The organism is Allosphingosinicella deserti (assembly GCF_003012735.1).
Lineage (GTDB): Bacteria > Pseudomonadota > Alphaproteobacteria > Sphingomonadales > Sphingomonadaceae > Allosphingosinicella > Allosphingosinicella deserti.
In genome coordinates this window covers 88,198-111,034 of sequence record NZ_PXYI01000013.1, presented here as the reverse complement: position 1 = coordinate 111,034, position 22,837 = coordinate 88,198, and the positions used below count along the sequence as shown (strand labels likewise).

Here is a 22,837-nt window from a genome sequence, read left to right as displayed (position 1 = left end):
CTCCCCAGGTCCCCATCAAAGTACCACTTTGATGGGCTCCCCTCAGCTCCCTGCGTAAACCTTCACCAGCTTGTACAGATACGTCCGCCCGTCCATCAGCGACTTGACCCGCATCCGCTCGTTCAGCCCGTGCGCACGGCTGCCTTCGCGGTCGCTGAAGAAGCCGGTGAGGCCGTAGGTCGGGATCCCCGCCGGTGTCAGGAAGGCGCCGTCGGTGCCGCCTGCCGCCATCAGCGGCACCAGCGGCACGCCCGGAAACACCTCCGCGGCGACCTTGCGGGCCGGGCCGACCACGCGCTCGGTGAGCGGCGGCGGCGGTGCGATCTCGCTGCGGGTCTCGAGCGTGGTGATCTTGACCTCGGGATCGCCGACAACCCGCTCCAGTTCCTGCCGCACCGCCTCGACGGAGGTGCCCGGGAAGATCCGGCAATTGACGTTGGCGCGGCTGCGCTGCGGCAGCGCGTTGGTGGCATGGCCGCCGTCGAGCATGGTCGCCACGCAGGTGGTGCGCAGGATCGCGTTCCAGGCGGGATCGGCCGCGGCGATGGTCGACGCCGCGGCGGCGTCGCCCGGATTGGCGGCGAACACGGCCATTGCCGGCGCCGCCGGATTGGACAGCAATTTCGACATCGCCTCGAAATAGCCGCGAGTGGCATCGTTCGACTGGACCGGGAAATCGTAGGCGCGCAGCTTGATGAGCGCGTCCGAGAGCCGGTAGATCGCATTCTCCTTCACCGGGCGCGAGCTGTGGCCGCCGGGATTGGTGACTTCGAGCCGGTAATTCTGCGGGAATTTCTCGCCGGCCTGGATGTTGAGCGCGATCGGCTTTCCGGCATCGTCGAGCATGCCGCCGGCGCCTTCGTTGAGCGCGAATTCGGCATCGATCAACTGTCGCTCCTGCGCCGCGAGATATTGGGCGCCGTTGAAAGCGCCGGCCGTCTCCTCGCCGCAGGTCAGCGCCATCTTGATCGTGCGCTTGGGCTTGTATCCTTCCGCCTTGAAGCGGGCGAGCGTATCGACCCACACCGCCGCCTGCGCCTTGTCGTCGGACGCGCCGCGGGCGTAGAAATAGCCATTCTCCTCGACCAGGGTGAACGGATCGCGCTCCCAGTCCGCCCGGTTCGCCTCGACGACGTCGATATGGGCGAGCAGCAGCAGCGCCTTGCGCTTGGCGTCGGTGCCCGGAAGCACCGCGACCAGGCTGCCCTCCTTCGGGTGATCGGGATGGACGACCAGATGGAGATCCTGGTCCGGGAACCCCGCCGCCTTGAGCCGCGCCGCCATCCGCTCGGCGGCCAGCGTGCAGCTGCCCGCCGACAGCGTCGTATTGGTCTCGACCAGCTCCTTGTAGATCGCCCGGAACGCGGCTTCGCCCCCTGAAGGCTCGGTGGCGGGCGGCTGGGCCGAGACTGTGGTGGACGCAAGCAAGGACGCGGCAAGAAGTGCAAGGCGCATTCGGATCATCTCCCGTGAAGCATGCGCGCATCCTTCCTGCGGGCACGGCGCCTGTCCACCGGCAAGTTGAGCGCGCTGCGCGAACGCTCAAATGCCGCAGGCCCTCCTTACCTTGCGCGGAAGAACGAATGGAACACCGCGGCATCTGCCGTCATAACGCGGGACGGGTTCCGACGATGGAATTCTTCCCTGTGCGCGAAGCGCACAGGGAAGATAAGGATTTCACGACCGCAGTGAGCCAGACCCTCCGCTCCTGCGGTCACACCGCCGGATGCAGGCCCAGAATCTCCGGCGGGGCGAAGCGGACGTCGGCATAGCTGCCGGCGTCCATCAAGGTCACCGATCCGCCGCCATTGCTGAACGTGAGGACGAGATCGGCCTTGCCGTCGAAGTCGAGGTTGGTGCTGCGCACGCTCCGCACGCCGATCCCGTCAAGCAGCACCAGCCGGTCGTGGGCGCTGTCGAAATCGAGCACCAGGTCGCTGCTGCCGCTCTTGCCGAACACGAACAGGTCGTCGCCCTTGCCGCCGGTGAGCAGATCCTCGCTCTTGCCGCCGATCAGCACGTCGTTGCCGTCGCCGCCGACCAGAGCATCCTCGCTGGCGCCGCCGTCGAGCCAGTCGTCACCGTCGCCGCCGAACAGGGCGTCGTTGCCATTGTCGCCGGCGAGATGATCGTGGCCGGCATAGCCGTAGAACAGGTCGGCGCCGTTGCCGCCGGACAGGCGATCCTCGTCGCCGGTGCCGAACAGCAGGTCGGTGCCGTTGCCGCCGTTGCGGATGATGCCGTCGGCGACGCCGGTGACGGTGACTTCCACCGTCGCCGTCGAGGTCAGGCCGCCCGCGTCGGTGACCGTGTAGGTGAACCGGTCGACGACCGTGGCACCGGGCGCGAGCGCATCGAACGAGTCATCGTCGGCGACGTATCGCAGCGTCTTGCTTGCGGCATCGAAGACCAGCGAGCCGAGCGTGCCGCTGCTGTTCACCGCCGAGATCGACAGGGCCGATCCGGCATCCTGATCGCTGTCGTTGCCGAGCAGCAGGCTCCACAGATTGGCGCTGGTGCCATCCTCCTGCACCGCGACCTTATCCGCCGCTGCGACCGGCGCATCGTTCACGTCGGCGACCGTCAGGGTCAGCGTCCGCTCGACGAACAGGCCGTCGCCGTCGGTCGCTCGCGCGACCACCGTGTACGTCGCCGCCGCCTCGTGATCGAGCGGGGCGGTGGTGGTGATCCGCCCGGTGGCGGCGTCGACGGCGAAGCGGCCGCCGGCGTCGTCGACCAGCGTGAAGGCGAGCACGTCCGCATCCGGATCCTCGGCCGAAAGCGTGCCGACCAGGGTTCCCGCCGGCGCATTCTCGTCGACCGAGGCATCGTCGAGGACGAGATCGACCGGCGCCTCGTTCGGATGCGCGATGAAGAAGCGTCCCACGGTCGGGTCGTGGTCGGTCGCGCGGGCGCTGTCCGGCTGCTCGGCATTGATGTGGACCGCGTCGAACTGCGCACCGCTGCTGAGCCCGCCACTGACTAGGAAATTGTCGAGCGCCTGGAGATTGCCCTCGAAGAAGTAGGAGTAGCGCTCCTCCTCCGGCAGCAGGCGATGGAGGTTCGTGAGCACGCCCCCCGCTTCCAGCTGGCTGACATTGTCCTCGAACCAGAAGCCGTTGAAATCGCCCATGACGCCGAGCTTCAGCGACGGATCGGTCGCGAGGACCGAATTGACGTAACTCGCCACCGCGGCGCCCTGGGCTGCGCGGGCGCCGTCGCCGGCATCGGCCGGCGGCTGGCTGCTGCCCCACAAAGGATCGCTGCCGCCGCGCGAGGTGAAGTGGACGTTGATCAGCCGCACCGTCTCGCCGTTGAACACGAAATCGCCGACCAGCGGCTTACGGGTGCCGTTGAACGCGGAATCGCCGAGCAGCAGGGCGCTGCCCTCGACGTAGGAGACTCGGTCGGCATTGTAGAGGTAGCCGTTGCGGATATTGCCGCCGGGCTCGCCGCCCGAGGCGCCGGCCGTCGTCGGCGCGACCTCGACATAGACGTAATCGGGCCCGCCCGCCGCCTTGATCGCATCGATCAGCGCCTGCGCCGTCACCTGGCCGGAAAGGTCGCTGCCGCTGCCCGGGCCGTCGGCGTCCTGGATCTCCTGGAGCGCGACGATGTCTGGGGCCTTGAGGCTGTAGACGATGTTGTCGGCAAGCAGATCGAACTTGGCCGCACCGTCACCGACATCGAGATTCTCGACATTGTAGCTGGCGACGGTGAGGTGGTCGCGGTCGCCGACCAACTCGGTCGGGGCTTCCGGCGCAAGCGTCACGTCCTGCGTGACGGTCACGGCCTCGGTGACCAGCACTTCGTAGCTGGCAAAGCCGTAGGACATGATGCCGGTGACGTCGCCGAGCCGATCGCCCTGGCTGTGATTGGCTTCATAGCCGGCAAACAGCGCCGAAGTCGCGTCGATCTGGATCTTCTCGGGATTATAGTCGCCGTCCGAAATGGTGATGCCGCCGCGATCATTGACGCCGGTCGCACCGGCGCCGCCCGACGCGACCACCCAGGTCTCGCCGAATTCGCTGCTGGGGGCGACGACGAGCGGCGCTTCGATCGTCACCCGCATGCCCTCCAGCGACTCGTAGAAGTCGATGCCGTCGGTCGCCGGATCGTAGCTGGTGAGGCCGTCGTCATCGATGATCTCGGTCGGCGGACGAAGGCCGTTCTCGCCGATCAGCAGGCTGGCGGGGAGCGCATTGCCGCTCGACTGCACGGTCACCGAGGTTGCCGTTACCTGGGTCGCGCTGAGATTGGTGGCATCGCCGCCGGGAAGATTCTCCGCAACGGTGCCCCGCACCTCGATCGCATCGCCGGCAACCACGCCTGGCGCGCCGCCGGTGAACACGAACAAGGCGTCGGAGGTGCGGCCATTGCCATCACCGGCCGCATCCTGAACGAAGAAGCCGTTGGCGAGCACCCCGGTGACGATGCCCCCGGTGGTCACCGGCTGGCCGACATAGTCGGAACGGTGGCCCTCGCCCTGGATCTCGAAGATGCGCAACGGGATCGGATCGTCGTTGACGATCGTCCCGGTCGCCGAAGCGTCGCTGATCGCGATATTGCCGGCCGGGTTGGCGAGCAGCAGGTTGAAGGTCTCATTGCCTTCGCCGATCGTGTCGCCGGCGACCGCCACCGCGATCTGGACCGAGGACACGCCCGGCGCGAACGAGACCGAACCGGACAGTGGCTGGCCTGCGCCGAGATCGGCCGTGTCGGCGCTGCCGCCGAGGTTGAGCACCCAGTCGACGCTCGCCTGCTGGCCGAGACCGCCGGCGCGCTGGACGGTGAACACCAGCTGCTGGACGCCGCCGTCACCTTCGATCACCCGCGCGTCGCCGACGCTGACCAGGCCGGTCGCATCGGGGCCGACGAAATCCTGGCCTTCATTGACGCTGCCGAAGCTCGACGGGCCGGCGGAGGTCCAGCTGAAATCGGCCGCGCTCGCGCCGGCGCCGGTCAGCTGCAGCGACAGGCCGACACCCGTGCCCGAATCCTCGGCCACCCCGATGTCGGTCGAGGTCAGCCCGGCGGCGGCGCCGTTGGCGGCGACGAACGCGCCCTCGTAGCTGAGGAATTGAACCACCTGCCCCGCCGGATTGACCAGGGCGAAGCCGTCCTGGGCGCCGTTCTGCAATCCGCTGACCGCGAATTGGAGCGTGCCATAGCCGTCATCCTGATCGCCGACGATGCCGCTCAAGGCCACCGTGCCGTAGACGGTGCCGGTCGTCGCGCCCGAGCTGACGCTGTACAGGATCAGCGACCAGCCGGCGAGATTGGTGCCGGACGGCGCCGCGATCTCGATCGCCTCGCCCGTGTCGGTGCCGGCATTGTCGTAATGGATTTCGTTGACGAACGGCGCGCCGGGAGAGACGACCGCATCGTCGTTGATGATCGTGCCGGTGGCGCTGCCGTCGGCGATGGTGGCGCCGTTGCCCGGGTTTGAGAGCGTGACGACGAAGCCCTCGTCGGCCTCGTTCACCGCATCGCCGGCGATCTGCAGGGTGATCGTCTTCGAAAACTCGCCGGCCGCGAAGGCGAGGCTGCCGCTCAGCACCGGCGCGGCGAAGTCGGACGCATCGGCGCCGGTTGCGCCGCCCGCCAGGGTGACGGCATAATCGACCGACGCGGCGACATTGCTGTCGCTGCCGCGGCTGACGGTGAAGGTGATCGGAGTCGTGCCGCTTTGGCCTTCGACCACGGCCGCATCGGCGATCGAGAAAGCGCCCGGCGTATCGACGACGATGCCCGAGAAAGTTTGGCCGGCATTGACGCCGCCGGGCGTGTCGTCGGCGATCACCGCCCAGGTGAAGTCGCCCGATTCATCGCCGGTACCGACCCGGCCGATCGAGGTTCCGGTGGCATTGCCCGGCTCGATGACGCTTGCCCCGACCGAGACGCTGGTCATGCCCGCCGCCGGCCCGTTCGCCGCGGTGAAGCTGCCTTCGTAGCTCAGGAACTCGATGACCTGGCCGGTCGGATCGACCAGCGCGATCGCGTCGGGCGCGCCGTTCTGGATGCCGTCCGCCGGATAGGGGAAGCTGAGCGTGCCGAAGCCGTTCTGCTGGCCGGAGATCGTGCCGGTGAGCGCGCGCGTGTTGTACGATTGGCCATTGGCGCCGTTGTAGAGGACCAGGGACCAGCCGGTCAGGCTGGTGCCCGCCGCTGCCGCGATCTCGATAAACTCGCCCGTATCTCCGCCCGCATTGTCGTAATGAAACTCGTTGATCCAGACGCCAGCCATGAGATCCCCTCATATCCACGCTCCGGAGCACCCAGCGCACTCCGGTGAAATTCTCGATCCGTCGGGCAAGAAGCCGATGAGAATCAGCGGATTACGTAGTATCACGGACTTGTGACACGCGCATGTCACGAATCCGCGCGGGGCAGGGAAGCCCGGGGTTGCATTGGAAACGCCCGGGCCGGCCAAACAAATTTCCATTACATCGCCCACCCGTTCGGGCTGAGCCTGTCGAAGCCCTCCCCTTCACTTGCGAAGTTCGAAAAGGATCTGCATCGACACGCTCAGCCCGAGCGGCGGGACGGCAACGCGTTCCGTTTCTGATCGCTCGTGCCCCACGCTCGCATCTTCTCGCACCTCCCCGCGTTCGCACCTTATGGACCCGATCATCGGCACCGCTGGCTGGAGCATCGCCCGCGCCGTCGCAGACCAATTCCCTGCCGAAGGCTCCGCGCTCGAACGCTATGCGTCGCGGTTTCGGGGAGTCGAGATCAACTCGTCCTTCCACCGCCCGCACCGCGCCTCGACCTGGCAGCGCTGGGCGGCGAGCGTGCCGGTGGGATTTCGCTTCGCGGTCAAGCTGCCGAAGACGATCAGCCACGAGCACAAGCTCGTCGATTGCGAAGATCTCGTCGACCGCTTCCTGGATGAAGCCGGCGGGCTCGGCGACGCACTGTCGATCCTTTTGCTACAATTGCCGCCCAAGCTCGCCTTCGCGCCCGCTTTGATCGAGGATTTTCTGGGCCTGCTCGCCGGGCGAACCGCGGCGCGGATCGTCTGCGAGCCGCGCCATCCCAGCTGGTTCTGCGAAGAAGCGGATGCCCTGCTCGCCGGCGCGAGAGTGGCGCGGGTGGCGGCCGACCCGGCGATCGTTCCGCAGGCGGCGCAGCCCGGCGGCTGGACCGGGCTCGCTTATTGGCGTCTCCATGGATCGCCGGTCATGTATCGATCGGCCTACGGACCGGAGCGGCTCACCGTCTATGCGGACCAGGTCCGGCAGGCCTCAGCCGCGGAGCGCTGGTGCATGTTCGACAATACGGCGTCTTCCGCGGCCACCGGCGACGCGACCGATCTGGTCTCCAGGTTCGGAAGGAACGCTTAATCCTTGCGGGCCAGCGCCCGACCGTCGGCGGTGAGGTTCGCCTGCGATTGCGCTTCGGTAACCGCGGTCTCGATCTCCTCCGCGGTGACGATGTCCCGCGGCGGCGGCGTGGCGCCGGCGTCGAGTGCGATTGCGGTCGCCAGCGCGGCAAGCGTGAAGGCGGTGAGGAAGCGGATCATCTGCATTTCCCTGGGCTCCGGACATTCGGGGCGTCGATGCCCCGGTCCCCTGTTGATCCCGGAATAACCGCCGCTGCCGCAGTCGCGTGTCGCGCCCCTGCGAAAATGGTTTCAAATGTTTCAGCCCGCGCGCCCCTGCTCCGTCGCCCCAGCCTCACCCGAGCAAGGCGGCGATCTCCATCCGCAGCGGGTTGGCGGGATCGGCGAGCAACTTCACGGTCAACGCAAGGCACATGCAGACCAGCAACGGCCGCACCGCGCGCGCGCCGAAGCGCATTGCCGCATGGGCGCCGGCCTTGCCGCCGGCGATGCTCGCCCCCGCCATCGCCAGGCCGAGCAGCCACAGCACGTGGCCGCCGACGATCATCGCCGACAGCCCGGCGAGATTGCTGGCGAGGTTGAGCATCTTGGTGTGCGCCACCCCGCGGACGACTCCGAGGCCGGCGAGCGCCACCAGCATCGTCGTGAAGAAGGATCCGGTGCCCGGGCCGAAGAAGCCGTCATAGAAACCGATCCCGGCCGAGAACAGGAACAGGCCGGCCGCGCCGATCCGCGTGTGCCGGTCCTCGTCGCGCATCTTCGGCCCGGCGAGAAAGTAAATCGCCATCGCGATCAGCAGCAGCGGAATGAAACCGGCGAGGAAGGACGGATCGATCCGCTGGACGGTGAACGCCCCGGTCGCCGAACCGAGGAACGAGGCCAGTGCCGGCAGCGCGAAGCGGCGAACATCGACATGGCCGGCGCGCGCGAAGGTGAAGAATGCGGTTGCGGTCCCGAAGCTGCTCTGCAGCTTGTTGGTGCCGAGCGCCGCCAGCGGCGGCACGCCCGCGGCAAGCAGGGCCGGCAGAGTGATCAGTCCGCCACCGCCGGCAAGCGCATCGATGAAGCCGGCAACGAACGCGGCGGCGATCAGAAAGGCGATGATGTCGGGGGCGAGATCCATGGCCGGGCTCTAGCGATGACGCCCACCGAGGCAAACAGCATCGACACCGGCGGCCCCATTCCTCGGAGACAATTGGCGGGGCCCGCGCGTCCCAATGCGCACGCTCGAAACAAAGAACGAGCCCGGTCCCTCGGGGACGAAGGGCCGGGCCCGCGCGTCCCAAGGCGCACTCTCAAACAAAGAACGAGCCCGGTCCCTCGGGGACGAAGGGCCGGGCTCGAACGGTGCGGCACCTCTTGTGGGAGGTGGCCGCGGGCAGCTCTGGGGTTTCTTGACACCGGCCCGTCGCCCAGCGGCGGTCACTGGATCATCGTAGCGCTCGCACGCTGCGCGACGGACCGATGTCCCCGGCCCCCCGGGAAGTCGGAAAATGTGCCGGGCTTCAGGAGATCCAGAGCCGGCCGTTGGTCGCCGGGATGCGGCCGCCATTGGCCGGTTCCGGGGCGCTTTCGATACCGGCTTCGTAGCGGGCCCAGCGCGCTTCGCGTTCCTGGACCAGGCGGACGCCTTCGCGCAGCACTTCGCTGCGGGATCCGTAACGGCCGTTCTTGACCGCGTCGGTGATGAAATTCTCGAGCTGTTCGCCGAGGTTAACGCTACTCGCCATTACCCTTCTCCCATGTGATTGTCGTCGTCGCTGTCGCCGAGCGGCGCATCGCCGCCTTCGGATCCGGTGCCCACCCCTGGCTGCGACCAGGGCAAGGGCGTCTGAGGCCAATCGGCTCCGTGCGCCCACAGCGCAGGGATCCAGAGCGTCTGCCGCTCAGGCGCCGACAAGACCGAGCTCCTCTTCCACCGCCGCTTTGTCCTCGTGGCTGTGACGATCGGCGATGCCGCCGTCATATTGCCCGGCGGCCGTCGGCCAGGGCGTCGGGAGGAAGCTGGCATGCACCATCAGCAAAGCTGCGGTCAGTGCGAAACCTGCGAAAGCGGACCTCATGGCGTTGCTCCTTGCTATGAGAAGCAATCTGGAGGCCGCGTGTCACCGCTCTATGTCGCGGCCGGCGGAGAAATGTTTCAATTGTGTCGGCGGATTCGATGGCGGATGCGCACAATTTTGCATCCTCCCCGAGCTCGCTCGGGAAGGGGGACCATGCGCAGCATGGTGGAGGGGGTCCGGAGACCCGCGTTGCGACCGGAGGAATAGGACTGGCGCAAGACCGCTCACCTTCGCGCCGCGCGCACCACCACCGCGGTCGACAGCAGGATCGCGCCGACCAGGCCGCCGATCGCGAGCAGACCGGCCGGGCTCATCTGCGCCCGCGCCCGAAAGCGGAAGCCCCCCAGGTTCGCCTCGACCTCGGCGATTTCGGTGGGTGCCAATCCCGGCGCCATCTCTCGCGGCGCCGCGGCAAGCGCGCTCTCTTCGTGCGACCGCGCCCCCGCCTCGTCCTTCTGCGCGACTTCGTTCCTGCTCTTCTTGCTCATCGCAAACCTCCCGATCGACAGCATCGCCAACGTCCGACCGCAAGCCCAGTGCCCGCCATCCGGCGCAGGGGAACCCCGACCATCGGCCCACTGGCGCCGCTCCGCCGGCTCGATTAAGCCTCACCCGAAATCAGGGAGAAAGCGATGGCGGAACTGGACAGGCGCGACCTTCTGACCGGCCTCGGCGGGCTCGGCCTCGCCGTTGCCGCTGGCGCGTGCAGCGCCGCCGAGCCGGCCAGGCCAGGCCGCAAGATCGGCTATGCGATCGTCGGTCTCGGTTATTACGCGACCCGGATCATCATGCCGCAATTCGCCAATTGCCGCTCGAGCCGGCTTACGGCTCTGGTCAGCGGCGACATGGCGAAGGCACGGACCTTCGCCGCCCAGTACGATGTCCCCGAACGCTCGCTCTACACCTACGACACGTTCGACAGGATCCGCGACAATCCGGACGTCGACGTCGTCTATGTGATCCTGCCGAATTCGATGCACGCCGAATACACGATCCGATCAGCTCAGGCCGGCAAGCATGTCGTCACCGAGAAGCCGATGTCGGTCTCGGTCTCCGAGGCGGAGGCGATGGTCGCCGCCTGCCGCAAGGCCGGCCGGAAGCTCGCGGTGGGCTATCGCAGCCATTTTCAGCCCCACAACATTCTCGCGATGAAGCTCTCCAGGGACGGCTCGATCGGCACGCGCCGCTACGTCCATGCCGAACACGGTTTCGTCCAGGGCGATCCGACCAAGTGGCGGCTGAAGAAGGCGCTCGCCGGCGGCGGCTCGCTGATGGACATGGGCGTCTACTCGGTCCAGGCGATGCGCTACCTCACCGGCGAGGAGCCGGCGGCGATCACCGCCCGCAGCAGCACCGACCGCAAGGATCCGCGCTTCGCCGAGGTCGAGGACATGATCAGCTGGACGTTCGAATTCCCGTCCGGCGTGATCGGCCACGGAATGTCCTCCTACAGCTCCAACCACAATCATGTCCGGCTAACCGGCGACAAGGGCCGCATCGATCTCGAGCCGGCGACCCCCTATGAGGGCCAGGCCCTGCGCATCGCGCGCGGCGGCAAGGAAGAGCGGCTCGATCCACCGCCCGGGCCCGCGGTCAACCAGTTCGTCGGCCAGCTCGATCACATGGCCGAATGTATCCTCAACGATCGTCCGCCGCTGATCTCCGGCGAGATGGGCCTTCAGGACATGCGCATCGTCGACGCCATCTACCGCTCCGCGGCCGGCGGCGGCACGATCCGCCTCTGAGAGCCCGCCGTCGCGAAAGCCCGCGGCGCGCCGAAATCACGGATGAGAGCAAGAGCCAGCGATCGGGCTAAGTCAGCCCGATCCGCTGATGCTCTATTCGGCGGCGATGCGGGCGGCGCGCCGGCGCTGGGTGTCGAGGACGCGCCTCGCCATCTCGTTCCAGCTGGCTTCGGCGAGCAGGGCGCGATCCCGGACGTTGATCAAGGTGGCCGCCTCGGCCTCAGCCTTCGCGGCGGCCGCGCGGGTACGATAGAATTCCAGTTGTTCCGACATCGGGCCCCCTGTTCGAGTTTTTGCGCTAACGCACGGTTTCGACAGAGGCTCCCGCTTTTGCTCGAGGGGGCCGCGCGCGCGGCGCTGACGGGCGTCGCCGCTCAAAGTGGGTACCGGTTTCGGGCCTCAGCGACACGACGAGAAGGCCACATCATCGCTGCGCCCACATCATCGCGAGCCGAGCCTTACCGCGCCCGAAACGCGTAGGTGAGATGGGTCGCCCGCGGCGTCGGCACGGCGCCGACCGGCACGATCGCCACGCGATCCGCATTGACGCCCTCGAACAATCGGATACCGGAGCCGAACAGCACCGGCGCGAGCGCGATCGAACATTCATCGACCAGGCCGGCATTCACAAATTGGACGATCGTCTCGGCGCCGCCGGCGATCCGCACGTCACGCTCGCCAGCGGCCGCCCGCGCCTGGTCGAGCGCCGCTTCGATGCCGTCGTTGACGAAGTGGAAGACGGTGTTGCCCGGACGTTCCCACGCCGCGCGCTTTTCATGGGTGAGGACGAATACCGGGGTGTGGAACGGTGCCTCTTCCGGCCAGGCCAGCGCGCCGCCGTCGAACATGCGCTTGCCCATGATGCTCGCGCCCGTCCGCGCGTAGGTCGCCCGGGCGATGTCGTTGTCGGGCCCTTCCTCGCCGCCATCGCCGAGTTTGAGATTTTCGCGGAAGAAACGCTGCGGGAAGATCCACGCCTGCAGCTCCATCCACTTCGCCATCCAGCGCTGCACCCGTGGATCGGTCCGTCCCGCGGGCGAGAAAACATCGGCGAGCGGCACGTCGTCCGGCGCCATGAACCCGTCGAGCGACATCGTCACGCTGAAGAACACTCTGCCGGCCATCAGCCTTGCCCTCCGCTGCCGACCAGTGCGCCGACATAGGCCGCCAGATTGGCGAGGGTCTGCTCGCCGCCCTCGATCGCGTGATATTTTTCCACCGCCTCGTCGCGCGCTTTCCGGGTCGGGAAGGTCGTCAGCATCTCGATCCGGGTCGCGTCCCCCATAGCCGCGAAAGTCAGAACCGAGACGAAGGCGTTCGAATCGTCGCGCGATTCCCCGTGGAGCAATGCGATGCGCTCCGGCGTGACGATCTCGGTCCACAGGATCCACTCCGGATAGTCGGTTCCGTCCGGTCCGTGCATCACGAACACCCACTCCCCGCCGGCGCGGAACTCGAATGCCCTGGTGGTTGTGGAGAAGCCTTCCGGCCCCCACCATCGCGACAGATGGCGAACCTGCGTGAACGCCTCGAACACCAGCGCGCGCGGGGCATCGATGATCCGGGAGATCATGATTTCGCGGTCCGCCGCCGGGGATTGCGCATGCCTGTCGGATGCCGGTGTCGCCATGGTCACTCCTCCTTTTTGCCGTTCGCCGCCTTGAGATCCTGGACGTACGCGTCCAGCCGATCGAAGCTGTCGTTCCAGAAGGCCTCGAAGCCGCCGGTCCATTCGTGCACCGCGCGCAGCTTGCGCGCGTCGAGGCCGTAGAGCCGCTGCTTGCCGGCCTTGCGGTCGCGCACGAGCCCGACCTCGCGGAGCACCCGCAAATGCTTGGACGCGCCCGGCTGGGTCATGCCCAGGGCCTCGGCCAATTCCGTCACCGGCCGCTCCCCGGCGCGCAGCAGCGCCAGGATATCGCGCCGCTGCGGCTCGGCGATCGCATTGAAGACGTCGGAGGTGGTCGCTACCCGTGCCATGGGCGCATACATATGCCGATATCGGAATGTGTCAAGCCAGTCGTGCGGACGCCTTCTGCTGCGCTCGAATGCGTCAGCTTTTCCGAAAGCGCTGGCAATCACGCCCGCGGCGCGCCCCGGCCCGCCGTTCCCGGGACGGTGCGGCGTCCGGTGACGCTTAGGCGGTGACGACAGTCTTTCGGCAACGATCGCGCAACAAGGCGAACGAACGTGGATCCGGCCGCGCTTGGACCGCGGTGGCGCGGAGCCCGCGCAACGGAAGGCAGCACGAGACCTACGCTCGCCTTGGCCGCCGCGTCTTCGTCAGCCGCGCCGGCCCGCCGTGAAGAAGCCGATCCCGGCCCCCACCACCGCGCCGACGATCGGCCCGACGAACGGCACAGGGATCGCGATCAGCGCGCCGACACCGGCCGCAATCGCCGTCCGCTTGGCCACAGGATTGTCGAACATGCCACTCTCCTCTTCAAGAGGTGTATTATGATAGCAATACAGGCCTTTGTCCAGTGGCGGGCCCCGCGTGGTGATCCCGCTCCCCTGCCGAGATCGCGTTCCCCTTTGCGTAAGGCCGGGTGCGGGGACGTTCGCGCTTCGGCGGACGCGCACTGCGCGCATTGTGCCCTTGCGACGGCCGGTTTTCGCGCTACCAAGTTGGCAGCGACACCCAGGGGAAGACCAAGATGACCGTCAGCTTCGACCGCCGCACCCTTCTTGCGGGCGGTCTCGCCGCCTCGGCCGCCACGCTGGCGCCGCTCGGGCAGGCCTTTGCCCAGCCGCGCCGCGTCTCCGCCAACGACAAGGTCCAGGTGGGCGTGATCGGCTGCAAGGGTATGGGCTGGGCGGATCTCACAGCGATGCTCAAGGGGGCCGACGTCACCCCGGTCGCGCTCTGCGACGTCGATGTCGGCGTCCTCGCCGCGCGCGGCGCGGAGCTGCAGAAGGTCACCGGCCGGGCGCCGCGGCTGTACGGCGACTATCGCCGGATGCTCGACGACAAGAATGTGGACGCGGTGATCATCGCCACGCCCGACCATTGGCATGCGCTGCAGCTCACCGACGCGATGTCGGCGGGCAAGGACGTCTATTGCGAAAAGCCGCTCGGCAATTCGATCGCCGAATGCCGGGCGATGGTCGCCGCCCGGCAGCGCCACAACCGCGTCGTCCAGGTCGGCCAGTGGCAGCGCAGCAATCGCCATTGGGCCGACGCCGTCGCCCATGTCCATGCCGGCGGCATCGGCCGGGTCCGCAAGGTCAAGGCCTGGGCCTATATGGGCTGGATGAAGCGGATCGCGCCGCAGCCGGACCAGGCCGCGCCCGAGGGCGTCGATTACGATCGCTGGCTCGGCCCGGCGCCGCAGCGCGAATTCAACCCCAACCGCTTCCACTTCACGTGGCGCTGGTACTGGGATTATGCGGGCGGGCTGATGACGGATTGGGGCGTCCACCTGATCGATATCGCCCTGCTCGGCATGAAGGCGCAGGCGCCCAATGCGATCTCGTCGCTCGGCGGCGATTATGCCTATCCGGGCTCGGCAATGGAAACGCCGGACACCCAGACCGCGCTGTTCGATTTCGGCGACTATTCCATCGAATGGGAGCATGCCGTCGGAATCAGCAACGGCCCCTATGGCGGCCATGACCATGGCGTCGCCTTTGTCGGAGAGACCGGCACCCTGGTCGTCGATCGCAGCAAATGGTGGGTCACGCCGGAGACGAGCGACGGCAAGCCGCTGACCCGGGAGATCCCGGTCACCAAGGCCAGCGACAGCGGCCTCGATCGTCATACGGCGGACTTCATCGCTTGCGTGAAGGATCGCTCGCGCACGCCCGCATGCCCGATCGAATCGGCGGCGAACACCGCGATCGTCTGCCAGATGGGCAACGTCGCCCTGCGCACCGGCCGCAAGGTCCACTGGGACGCAGCCGCGGGCCGGTTCAAGGACGATGCCGAAGCCAACGCCCTGATTACCCCCCGCTACCGCACGCCCTACCGCCTGCCGGCCTGAAGCCTGATCTTCTTGGGTTGGAGCGCTCGGTTCAACCCAAGGACGAAAGCCGGAGCGCGGTGGCGCCGACCGCGCCGTTCAAAGCGCGCCTTCCGCCTGAAGCGCGGTGAGTTGGGCGTGCGTGGCAGCGGAGCCGGCGCCGCAGCGGCGCATCAGCAGGATCGCCTGGCCCGCGATCAGTCCGGTCGCCGCACCTGCTCCAAATGCGCGAAAGCGATCGCGTTCCGACCAACCCGCTCCTGCCGCTGCTCTCGTCCACGAAAGACCACTGTCGCATCCCACCCGATTGGAGGAGGATAGCCCGGCGCGCATCGGGACGAATTCCGAGGCACTCAGGAGAAGTTGCCGAGGCACCGAGGCACGGGACGGGGAGCCGCCCGGCCAGATCTCGTCCCCACGGGTCGGCGCGGGACCGGCGACCACCCGATCCTGGCCTCGCGCGGTCACCCGGCCGAGAGGGGAAGCGCACCGCTCAGCACAGATCTGACGGCATTCACGCCGCTTTCACGCCTCGCGGTCGTCCATGCGACCGCCGGGTTGCAACAAGGGGCTTCGCGTTTCCGGAGTCCCGATCAATGTATCCTTCACTATCCGCAACATGCTCGGCCGGCCGGCGGCACAGGGCCATCCGCGTCGCCCCTCTGCTTCTCGCTGTTTCCGCCCTGGTATCGCCCGGCCTTTCCGCGCAGGTCATTACCCCGTCCGCGTCGGACGTCGAACGGCTGCAGCAGCTTTCCGGTCCCTACCGATCGAGCTACGGCCACGAAATCTCCGTCGCGTCGAACCCGGACGGGCTTGTGCGGATCGATGGCTCCGGCGAGCATATGAGCCTGCAATGGCATGCGGATCAGGCGCTTCGGGGAAGCTTCACGCTCTCCGACCCGTTCGACCGCAGGGAGAAAGTCGGAACGGCGCAGGTGCTGCTCGATCAGGCCCCGCGCACGTTGCACGGATCGATTGCCGATCCCCGGGATTCCGGCGCGTCCTTTCATTGGTCGGCGTGCCGGGTCAGCGATCCGCGGATTGCGGCGCGCTTCGCCGGCGTGGACCTGTGGCTTTCGCCGCGCAGCGTCGCCGTTTCGGGAAGCAACGTCACCATCTTCCTCAATGCGCAGACTGCGGGGCTGACCTGGACGCCGGAGACCTCCCCCGTGACCTTGCAGCTTCAGGACGCGAGCGGCAGTGTCGAGGCCAAAGGACGATTATACGCGATCGATCCCTTGCCCGACTCCACTCGGGTCTCCCCCTGTCAGGATATCGTGCTTGGGTTCACCTTCGAACGTCCCGGATTCCATGAGGGCAAGGCGATCCTGACCTTCCGCGGCTTGACCCGCGTGGCCTGGACCGTTCGCCCGGGGCGGGCCTCGGGCGAGTTCCAGGACACCGACCCCGCCGCTCCGCCCGTGCCCGTGCCCAATCCCCCCGCGGGCGGTGGCGGCACGCCCGATCCCCGCGGGCCGGTGCCCGGTCCGCAGCCGAACGGCCCTTCGGTTCCCGGCCCAGCCGCCCCCTCGGACGATCCCGCGCCGCAGCCTGCCCCACCGTCGATCCCCACCGGCGGTGGATTCAAGTCCCTTGGCAAATGGGACGTCCGCCTCGATCGGATCGATCTCCCGCGCGACGACGAGCTGGTCCACGTCTATCTGACATTCCGCAACGCGACCCGCGGCGTGCTTTGGCAGACCCAGGGCATCCAGGTCCGCTTGGGCGGCGACGACGGCGTCACCGAGCAAAATGGTCAGTCGCTGCGCGCGGTCGAAGGTCCGCTCCGGCAATTCCCGGCGCCACCCGCGGTCGATCCCGGCACCGAGCTTCCGGCCAAATTCGTCTTCTCGCGGCGGGAGGGGGCAAACCCGTCGAGCGTCACGGTGATCGAGGGCGACAAGCGCGTCGCCTTCACGTCCGGTGCCGGTACCTGAGCGCCCGGACTCGATGTCCGGTCACGCGACCAGCGGTTCGAATTTGTCGGATTGCTGGGTGCTCGGGCAATCGGCGCAGTCGCGCGCCGGGTGCGCCTGCTGGTGCGAGCGTAAGCGGCGTGGCAAGGTGTCGAGGTCGGCAGGGCTGCGCAGGTCCTCGACCGTGACTGCGAAATGCTCGGGCGCGAAGCTGCACGGCGCGATCCGCCCGGCCTCGTCGATGAACAGGAAGGTCTCGGCCAGGCGGCAATCCGCGATCTTCAACGGCCGGCCCGCCACCGTATCTGCAAACCGCTGGAGATAGGCAGCCCCGCCGACCAGGATCGTTCCCGCCGGCGCGAGTTCGGCGCGCAGCCGCGGCACCTCGGCCGCGAGGTACGCGACATCGTCCGCACGCAGCCGATGGCCGGGATAGAATTCGGGCCGATCGCGCCCGCCGAGCTGATTGAAGCTGATCTCGTCGACTCCCCACCCGGATAGCGTCCGGCACAAGGCGGTGAAGCCCGCAACGTTGTCGCGCATCAGCACGACGTTGGCGCGGATCTTGAGCGGCGCGGCGGCAGCGTCGCGTTCGGCCGCCAGCGCCGGCACCGACCGCGCGAGCTTGCCGAACGCGCCCTGCCAGCCCCGCATGGAGTCGTGGAAATCGGCCATGCCGTCGATGCTGATCGTGACCTCGCGATACCGTTGCAGCAGCTCCGCGCGGACCCGCGGCGCACCCAGACGGGTCCCGTTGGTGGTCAGGCTGAGGTCCACGCCCTGCTTCGCGGCGTGCGCATCCAGCGCGGCCCGGGGAGACCACAGCAAGGGTTCGCCGCCGAGCCAGCTCAACAGCACCGGACGTCCGGTCTTGAGCCGCCACGCCCCGAGCAGATCGATCACCCGTCCGACCTGCGCGGGATCCGCCTCGTCGCGGGGCAGCGCCAGGCGCTTGTCATAGGCGCAGAACGGGCAAGCCAGATTGCAATGGTTCGATACGCGCCACAGGACGATCAAGCCGCCGCCTCCATCCGCACCGGGGCATTCGCGAAATCTTCGGCGACGACCTGTTCGATCGACCGCGCAATGCCGCGAGTCAGTGCCGGCGGCACCACAACTGCGAAGCCGCGGTCGACAAGGCCGCCGATCGCCAGGCGCACGCAATAGTCGGCCGCGACACCGATCACCGCCACCTCTGTCACGCCGCCCGCCTTCAGCGAAGCGAAGAAGGCGTCGCGCGCCATCGTCTCACCCGTGGCGCCCGCCTCCACCGCAGACCCGGGCTCGGCCCACATGTCGAACACGCTCTTCTCGAGACGATAGACGGGGATGGCAGGATCGACCGCCCCGGGATCGAGCACATTCTCCCAGCCTCCCGTATGATGCACACAGTGGATCGGAAACTGCCGCGCCTCGGCGGAAGCCGGGTAGGTGTCGGCGAAATGGGTGTCGAAGGTGAACTACACGCCCGCCGTCTGCGCCGGCCCGAGCGACGCCAGCCATGCCTTCATTGGCGCGATCAGCGCCTCCGCGCCGGGGACTGGCAATGCGCCCTTCTCCCGGATGAAATCGGCCTGGGTATCCACCACGACAACAAAACGCATGATCAGCCTCCCTTCTTCACCTGGCCATAGATGTAGGATGCACATAAGTAAAGCGCATTCTGCGTATAAGGGGCACGCGTCACGCGGCGAGGGTCTGCCGACATGCGAGCCCCGCGACAGGGGCACCGGATGGCGCTCTCCCAGGTCGAGATGAGAAGCGTGGCAATGTCGACCGCACCGCTATAGGGGGGCTGCAACATTCAAGGCATTCAGATCCACGCATGGCCCGCAAGCATTCGAAACATGGTCCCTACGAGGATCCGCGGCCGGAGGCCGAAGCTCCGGCAGCACCTTTGCCCTGCTGGTTGTGCGGACGGCCGACCGGCAAGACGATCGTCTGGCATCATCCCGTGCCCAAAAGCCGGGGCGGGACGGATGTCGTGCCGATGCACGCCATTTGCCAGCAGACGCTGATCGCGAATTTCAGCAATTCCGAACTTCAACGTCACGGGATGGATGTGGAGGCCCTGCTCGCCAACCCCAACGTGCGCAAATTCGTCGACTGGGTCGCGAACAAGGATCCGGATTTCACCGCGACCACGGCCAAAAGGCAACGCTGACCCTGGCCTGATCCGCTCCGGCCGGATCAGTCCGCTCCGTCGAACATGCTCGTTCCTGGTTCAGGCCGGCCCTTCCTCGCCCGCCTGATAGGAACGCGGGCGGGTCTCGATCAGGCTGAACAGTCCGACGCCGCCGAGCACGCACAGGGTGCCGACCGCTTCCGGCCAGCCGAACGGCTCGCCCAGCACCACGATCGCCACGACGATCGTCACGATCGGGCTGATCGTCGACACGATGGCGGTGCCCTGTGCCCCGATCCTTGCCGTGCCGGCCGACATCAGGAAGGCCGGAACGATGGTCGCGAACACCGCCAGGGCAAGGATCAGGGCCCAGGCGCCGCGTGGCGGGACCAGCGCCGCCGCCGGATGGGTCAGGAAGAAACCAAGCAAGGCCATCAGTCCGGCCGCGCTCATCGCGATGGCGGTGAACAGGGATGCGCCGCAGCGCAGGATCAGCTCGCGCGCGAACAGCTGGTAAAGGGCGAATGTAATGGCCGCCGCGGCCACGAAACCGCCGCCGATCAGCATCGCCGCGCCCGCCCGCGTCGGGGCGCCCGCGAACATCACGAACAGGCCGACATAGCTCAGCCCCGCCCCGATCAGGGCATGCGCGCGAAGCGGATGCCCGAACAGCATGCGCCCGAACAGGATCACCAGGAACGGATAGGTAAACAGGATCAGGCGCTCGGTCTGGGCATCGAGTGTCTGCAGGCCCTGGAAGTCGAGCCAGGACGAGACATAATAGCCAAGGATGCCGACCAGCATGGCGAGGCAGATCGTCCGCGCGTCGGGGCGGCCCTCCCGGTCCAGTCTCCGCCATTGATAGGCGCCGACCAGCGCGAACACCGGCACCGCCAGAACCATGCGCATCGCGAGCAAGCTCGTCGTATCGATGCCGTAGCGGTAGATCAGCTTGATCAACACGCCCTTGATCGCGAACAGCATGGCCCCTGCCGCCGACAAGGCGAAGCCGGCGATGCGCCAGGAGCGCGGGTGCGTTTCGGTCATCATCGGTATCATTGGCCTTGCACGGGCCGCACGGGAGGCGCGGCGCGACGCACACATACCGTCGCCCGTCGCCATTCCTAGGGCATGATCGGATCAGGCTGGATCAGCCTGATCGCTGGATCAGCCTCGCTACGAGGACGGAAACTCGCGGCCACGCGCGAAGAGCGCAGCAACAGCAGTGGCAGTGCAGCGCGCTCTGATGCCCGCCTGTTCAGATCGACGGGGACAGTGCTCTCAACGGCCCGATCGCGCGGGTACTGCCGTCCTCTTCGACGTTTCGATGGGCGGCACGGTACGGATCGTGGACGCATATTCGGCGATCAGCACGAGCACCCAGAATTCCACGCCCGCCCACTTCCCCGTGGCTGCCGCGGTGACCACGTCCAACACCAGAAACAGCAGGCCGAGCATGCGGAAGAACCGGAAGCTCTCCGTCGGGCTGTCGGCCCGGCGGGTCGCAGTGATCATCATGATCACGCTCACGCCGCCCCACAGGATGGACGAGAACAGCGTGTCGGCACGGTAAAAGCCGTCGAGGGCCGCAATGAACCAGAACAACCGCGACACGGCGAACTGGCTCTGGCGGGTCACCTGGCACAGCTTGATGATCGGCGGGATGAACAGGGTCTTCCCGACCCAGGAATCGATTTTGGCGAAGGACATGCCGCCCATATGGGGGCCCCGAGGTTACCGATCTACCTTCGTCGAGCGGAATGTCCGGCTCCCTCCCTTCCGGGTCGAGACCAAGGAAGCCGAGTCCGCGAACACCGCTCGGCGCGCCGCTGCGACCCGCCACGACAGAACCGACATTGGAGTGCCGCTGACCGTGCCTTTCTTCATCGTCCTCCGGGCTGGCCTGGCCCGAGCGCCTGCAACGCGCGGGTCGACTCGCGGTCTCTCGTCGAGCCACAAGGCAATGCGGCTGGGCTCCGACACTGCCTTGCGATTGACTCGCGCACCTGCGCGGCCCAGCATTGCGGACGAGGGGGAGGCTGCCATGCCGAGCATCTGGCGAAGCGGGATCGTGGGTGCGCTGATGCTGGCGATCGCCGGGCCGACCCCCGCGCTGGCGCAGGACGACGGCACCAGCGAGATCGTGGTAACCGGATTTCGAAGGCTCAATCCCGACGAGGATGAGGACGAGAAGCTCAAACTGCTCGGATCGGGGCCGCCGGCCCCGGTGCAGACGCTCCGCCGCACCGCCGACTTTGCCGTGCAGCAGGTGATCGTGGTGAGCGATGCGACCGACGAGAACGAGGCCAGGGCGGAGATCTTCGCGATGGCACGCAAGGCGATCGATCTCTCGGCGCGCGCGGGGACGTTGCTCGCGACCGGCGAGCTGGTCGTCGAACCGCTGACGCCGGCCAATTACAAGGAATTGAAGGTCGAGGACGACGACGATGAGTTCGACGGCGAGCTCGTCAAGTTCCTCGTCAAGGTGCCGCTTGCCCCGGGGATCGACGCAAAGACGGCGCTCGCCAGGATCGACACGTTCCTCAAGGCGGTGCCGCCGGTCGGTCGCGCCGAGATGAAGGCCTATAGCGAGCTGACCCTGAGCGTGGTCAATCCCGAGCAATATCGCGGCGCGATCATCGATCTCGTCGCCAAGGACACGGCGGCGACGACCGCGCGGTTCGGCGCCGGCTACGGCGTCGAAGTCACCGGGCTCGATCGCTCCGTGCAGTGGCAGCGCGCCGGGCTGACGGAGGTGCAGCTCTATCTGCCGTCGGCCACGACCGTGCGGCCGCGCAGCTGACGGGGAGGATGGACATGCGGATCGCCTTGGCTCTGATCGCCGCCACCCTGCCCGCCGCCGCCGCGCCCGCCTGGGCGCAGGAAGTGATCCTGACCTCGCAGCGGCGGGGCTACAACAATGATGCGGTCTACAGCGACGGCGTCGTCGCGACCTCCCGCCCGATCATCAATCTCCGGCGCGCCGCGGATTATGCGGTGCAGAATGTTCGCGTCGCCGGCGACGCGCGTGATGCGGCGACGCGCCGCAACGACCTCCACGCAACCATCCGCAATATGCTCGACGCGGCGGCCAGAGGCGGCGTCGAGCTGGCGACCGGCAATTATGTGATCGAGCCGCTGACGGCGGCCAATTACAAGAACCTGCCTCTGCAGGGCGACGGCAGGCCCGATACCGATCAGGCCAATTTCCTCATCAAGGTGCGGCTTGCCGAGGGGATGGACCTCAAGGCCGCCGAGGATCGGATCGCGCGCTTCGTCAATTCGGTGCCCAAGGCTGGACGAACCCAGGTCAGCGTCAGCGGCATGACCGTGTCGGTGGTCGATCCGGATCAGTATCGCGGCCAGATCATCGATCTGATCGCAGCCGATGCGGCGATCTCGGCGGGCAAGTTCGGCACCGGCTCGGGCGTCGACGTCACCGGGCTCGACCGTCCCGTCGAATGGGCACGCGGATCCGGCACCGAAGTCTTCCTGTTCCTGCCGGCCAGCTATGTGGTGCGCAAACGCTGAACTGCGCTTGGACCAGGCCGAACCTGCCTGCCCCGTCGATCATGCTCTCCTCCCCGGTTCGGCGGCGCCTCTGGCGAAACATCATGACACTCCAGGGAGTCTTGAAACGATGCGCGTAACTCGCATCCCTGAGGCGGTTCGAGCGTT

At 67.4% G+C, this 22,837-nt stretch carries 24 protein-coding genes; 7 read left to right on the top strand and 17 right to left on the bottom strand.

Annotated elements, in window-relative coordinates; all coding sequences use genetic code 11:
• Positions 1 to 42 precede the first annotated feature (42 nt).
• Both C7I55_RS26080 and C7I55_RS26075 read right to left on the bottom strand, forming a co-directional pair.
• Positions 43 to 1,455: a M20/M25/M40 family metallo-hydrolase gene (locus C7I55_RS26080; RefSeq protein WP_199193087.1), complete on the bottom strand. Its 1,413-nt coding sequence runs from the start codon at positions 1,453 to 1,455 to the stop codon at positions 43 to 45.
• Between the two features lie 259 nt (positions 1,456 to 1,714).
• Positions 1,715 to 6,247, bottom strand: coding sequence for a Calx-beta domain-containing protein (locus C7I55_RS26075; protein ID WP_106515982.1), 4,533 nt, complete (start codon positions 6,245 to 6,247; stop codon positions 1,715 to 1,717).
• Positions 6,248 to 6,620: 373 nt separating this feature from the next.
• Between C7I55_RS26075 and C7I55_RS26070 the strand changes: the two genes are divergently transcribed.
• Positions 6,621 to 7,346 carry a DUF72 domain-containing protein gene (locus C7I55_RS26070; RefSeq protein ID WP_106515981.1) on the top strand — a complete coding sequence of 242 codons (726 nt, stop codon included), beginning with the start codon at positions 6,621 to 6,623 and terminating at the stop codon, positions 7,344 to 7,346.
• Here the strand turns inward: C7I55_RS26070 and C7I55_RS26065 are convergent.
• The 5 genes from C7I55_RS26065 to C7I55_RS26050 form a co-directional block, all read right to left on the bottom strand.
• Positions 7,343 to 7,525, bottom strand: coding sequence for a hypothetical protein (locus tag C7I55_RS26065; protein WP_146151151.1), 183 nt, complete (start codon positions 7,523 to 7,525; stop codon positions 7,343 to 7,345). The two genes, C7I55_RS26070 and C7I55_RS26065, sit on opposite strands and share 4 nt — an antisense overlap.
• Before the next feature lie 154 nt (positions 7,526 to 7,679).
• Entirely contained in the window at positions 7,680 to 8,468 is a 789-nt protein-coding gene (locus C7I55_RS26060; protein WP_106515979.1) for a TSUP family transporter, read from the bottom strand.
• A 382-nt stretch (positions 8,469 to 8,850) separates the two neighbouring features.
• Complete coding sequence (locus C7I55_RS26055; RefSeq protein WP_106515978.1) at positions 8,851 to 9,075, bottom strand: type II toxin-antitoxin system ParD family antitoxin; 225 nt, start codon at positions 9,073 to 9,075, stop codon at positions 8,851 to 8,853.
• Between the two features lie 156 nt (positions 9,076 to 9,231).
• Positions 9,232 to 9,408: a hypothetical protein gene (locus C7I55_RS28385; protein WP_158266604.1), complete on the bottom strand. Its 177-nt coding sequence runs from the start codon at positions 9,406 to 9,408 to the stop codon at positions 9,232 to 9,234.
• Positions 9,409 to 9,632: 224 nt separating this feature from the next.
• Positions 9,633 to 9,896 carry a hypothetical protein gene (locus tag C7I55_RS26050; protein ID WP_146151150.1) on the bottom strand — a complete coding sequence of 88 codons (264 nt, stop codon included), beginning with the start codon at positions 9,894 to 9,896 and terminating at the stop codon, positions 9,633 to 9,635.
• Positions 9,897 to 10,040: 144 nt separating this feature from the next.
• Between C7I55_RS26050 and C7I55_RS26045 the strand changes: the two genes are divergently transcribed.
• Entirely contained in the window at positions 10,041 to 11,153 is a 1,113-nt protein-coding gene (locus C7I55_RS26045) for a Gfo/Idh/MocA family protein (protein WP_106515976.1), read from the top strand.
• Between the two features lie 93 nt (positions 11,154 to 11,246).
• Here C7I55_RS26045 and C7I55_RS26040 read toward each other — a convergent pair whose 3' ends face one another.
• The 5 genes from C7I55_RS26040 to C7I55_RS28380 form a co-directional block, all read right to left on the bottom strand.
• Entirely contained in the window at positions 11,247 to 11,426 is a 180-nt protein-coding gene (locus C7I55_RS26040; RefSeq protein WP_106515975.1) for a hypothetical protein, read from the bottom strand.
• 185 nt (positions 11,427 to 11,611) lie between these two features.
• Complete coding sequence (locus tag C7I55_RS26035) at positions 11,612 to 12,277, bottom strand: dihydrofolate reductase family protein (protein ID WP_106515974.1); 666 nt, start codon at positions 12,275 to 12,277, stop codon at positions 11,612 to 11,614.
• Positions 12,277 to 12,783, bottom strand: a complete 507-nt coding sequence (locus C7I55_RS26030) for an SRPBCC family protein (RefSeq protein WP_106515973.1) — start codon at positions 12,781 to 12,783, stop codon at positions 12,277 to 12,279. Before C7I55_RS26030 ends, C7I55_RS26035 begins: the two co-directional genes overlap by 1 nt.
• 2 nt (positions 12,784 to 12,785) lie before the next feature.
• Positions 12,786 to 13,133, bottom strand: coding sequence for an ArsR/SmtB family transcription factor (locus tag C7I55_RS26025; RefSeq protein ID WP_106516020.1), 348 nt, complete (start codon positions 13,131 to 13,133; stop codon positions 12,786 to 12,788).
• 303 nt (positions 13,134 to 13,436) lie between these two features.
• Entirely contained in the window at positions 13,437 to 13,583 is a 147-nt protein-coding gene (locus tag C7I55_RS28380; protein ID WP_158266603.1) for a hypothetical protein, read from the bottom strand.
• 227 nt (positions 13,584 to 13,810) lie between these two features.
• On the opposite strand from C7I55_RS28380, the gene C7I55_RS26020 reads away from it, so the two are divergent.
• On the top strand, positions 13,811 to 15,136 hold the full coding sequence (locus C7I55_RS26020; protein WP_106515972.1) for a Gfo/Idh/MocA family protein: 1,326 nt from the start codon (positions 13,811 to 13,813) through the stop codon (positions 15,134 to 15,136).
• A gap of 575 nt (positions 15,137 to 15,711) precedes the next feature.
• Positions 15,712 to 17,055 carry a hypothetical protein gene (locus tag C7I55_RS28600; protein ID WP_199193085.1) on the top strand — a complete coding sequence of 448 codons (1,344 nt, stop codon included), beginning with the start codon at positions 15,712 to 15,714 and terminating at the stop codon, positions 17,053 to 17,055.
• A gap of 21 nt (positions 17,056 to 17,076) precedes the next feature.
• Here C7I55_RS28600 and C7I55_RS26005 read toward each other — a convergent pair whose 3' ends face one another.
• The 3 genes from C7I55_RS26005 to C7I55_RS29085 all read right to left on the bottom strand — a co-directional run bounded on the left by C7I55_RS26005 (position 17,077) and on the right by C7I55_RS29085 (position 18,638).
• Positions 17,077 to 18,051, bottom strand: a complete 975-nt coding sequence (locus C7I55_RS26005; RefSeq protein ID WP_106515970.1) for a radical SAM protein — start codon at positions 18,049 to 18,051, stop codon at positions 17,077 to 17,079.
• Positions 18,048 to 18,422, bottom strand: a complete 375-nt coding sequence (locus tag C7I55_RS29090; RefSeq protein ID WP_233222422.1) for an isochorismatase family protein — start codon at positions 18,420 to 18,422, stop codon at positions 18,048 to 18,050. Before C7I55_RS29090 ends, C7I55_RS26005 begins: the two co-directional genes overlap by 4 nt.
• A gap of 72 nt (positions 18,423 to 18,494) precedes the next feature.
• On the bottom strand, positions 18,495 to 18,638 hold the full coding sequence (locus tag C7I55_RS29085) for a hypothetical protein (protein ID WP_233222421.1): 144 nt from the start codon (positions 18,636 to 18,638) through the stop codon (positions 18,495 to 18,497).
• 221 nt (positions 18,639 to 18,859) lie between these two features.
• Here C7I55_RS29085 and C7I55_RS25995 point away from each other — a divergent pair, with 221 nt between their 5' ends.
• Positions 18,860 to 19,198, top strand: a complete 339-nt coding sequence (locus tag C7I55_RS25995) for a hypothetical protein (protein ID WP_106515969.1) — start codon at positions 18,860 to 18,862, stop codon at positions 19,196 to 19,198.
• Between the two features lie 60 nt (positions 19,199 to 19,258).
• Here the strand turns inward: C7I55_RS25995 and C7I55_RS25990 are convergent, their stop codons facing one another.
• Positions 19,259 to 20,206, bottom strand: a complete 948-nt coding sequence (locus tag C7I55_RS25990; protein ID WP_158266602.1) for a DMT family transporter — start codon at positions 20,204 to 20,206, stop codon at positions 19,259 to 19,261.
• A 234-nt stretch (positions 20,207 to 20,440) separates the two neighbouring features.
• Positions 20,441 to 20,869: a hypothetical protein gene (locus tag C7I55_RS25985; protein WP_106516019.1), complete on the bottom strand. Its 429-nt coding sequence runs from the start codon at positions 20,867 to 20,869 to the stop codon at positions 20,441 to 20,443.
• A gap of 334 nt (positions 20,870 to 21,203) precedes the next feature.
• Between C7I55_RS25985 and C7I55_RS25980 the strand changes: the two genes are divergently transcribed.
• Positions 21,204 to 21,962 carry a TonB-dependent receptor gene (locus C7I55_RS25980; RefSeq protein WP_106515967.1) on the top strand — a complete coding sequence of 253 codons (759 nt, stop codon included), beginning with the start codon at positions 21,204 to 21,206 and terminating at the stop codon, positions 21,960 to 21,962.
• Between the two features lie 14 nt (positions 21,963 to 21,976).
• Positions 21,977 to 22,690, top strand: coding sequence for an SIMPL domain-containing protein (locus C7I55_RS25975; RefSeq protein ID WP_106515966.1), 714 nt, complete (start codon positions 21,977 to 21,979; stop codon positions 22,688 to 22,690).
• Positions 22,691 to 22,837: the final 147 nt, after the last annotated feature.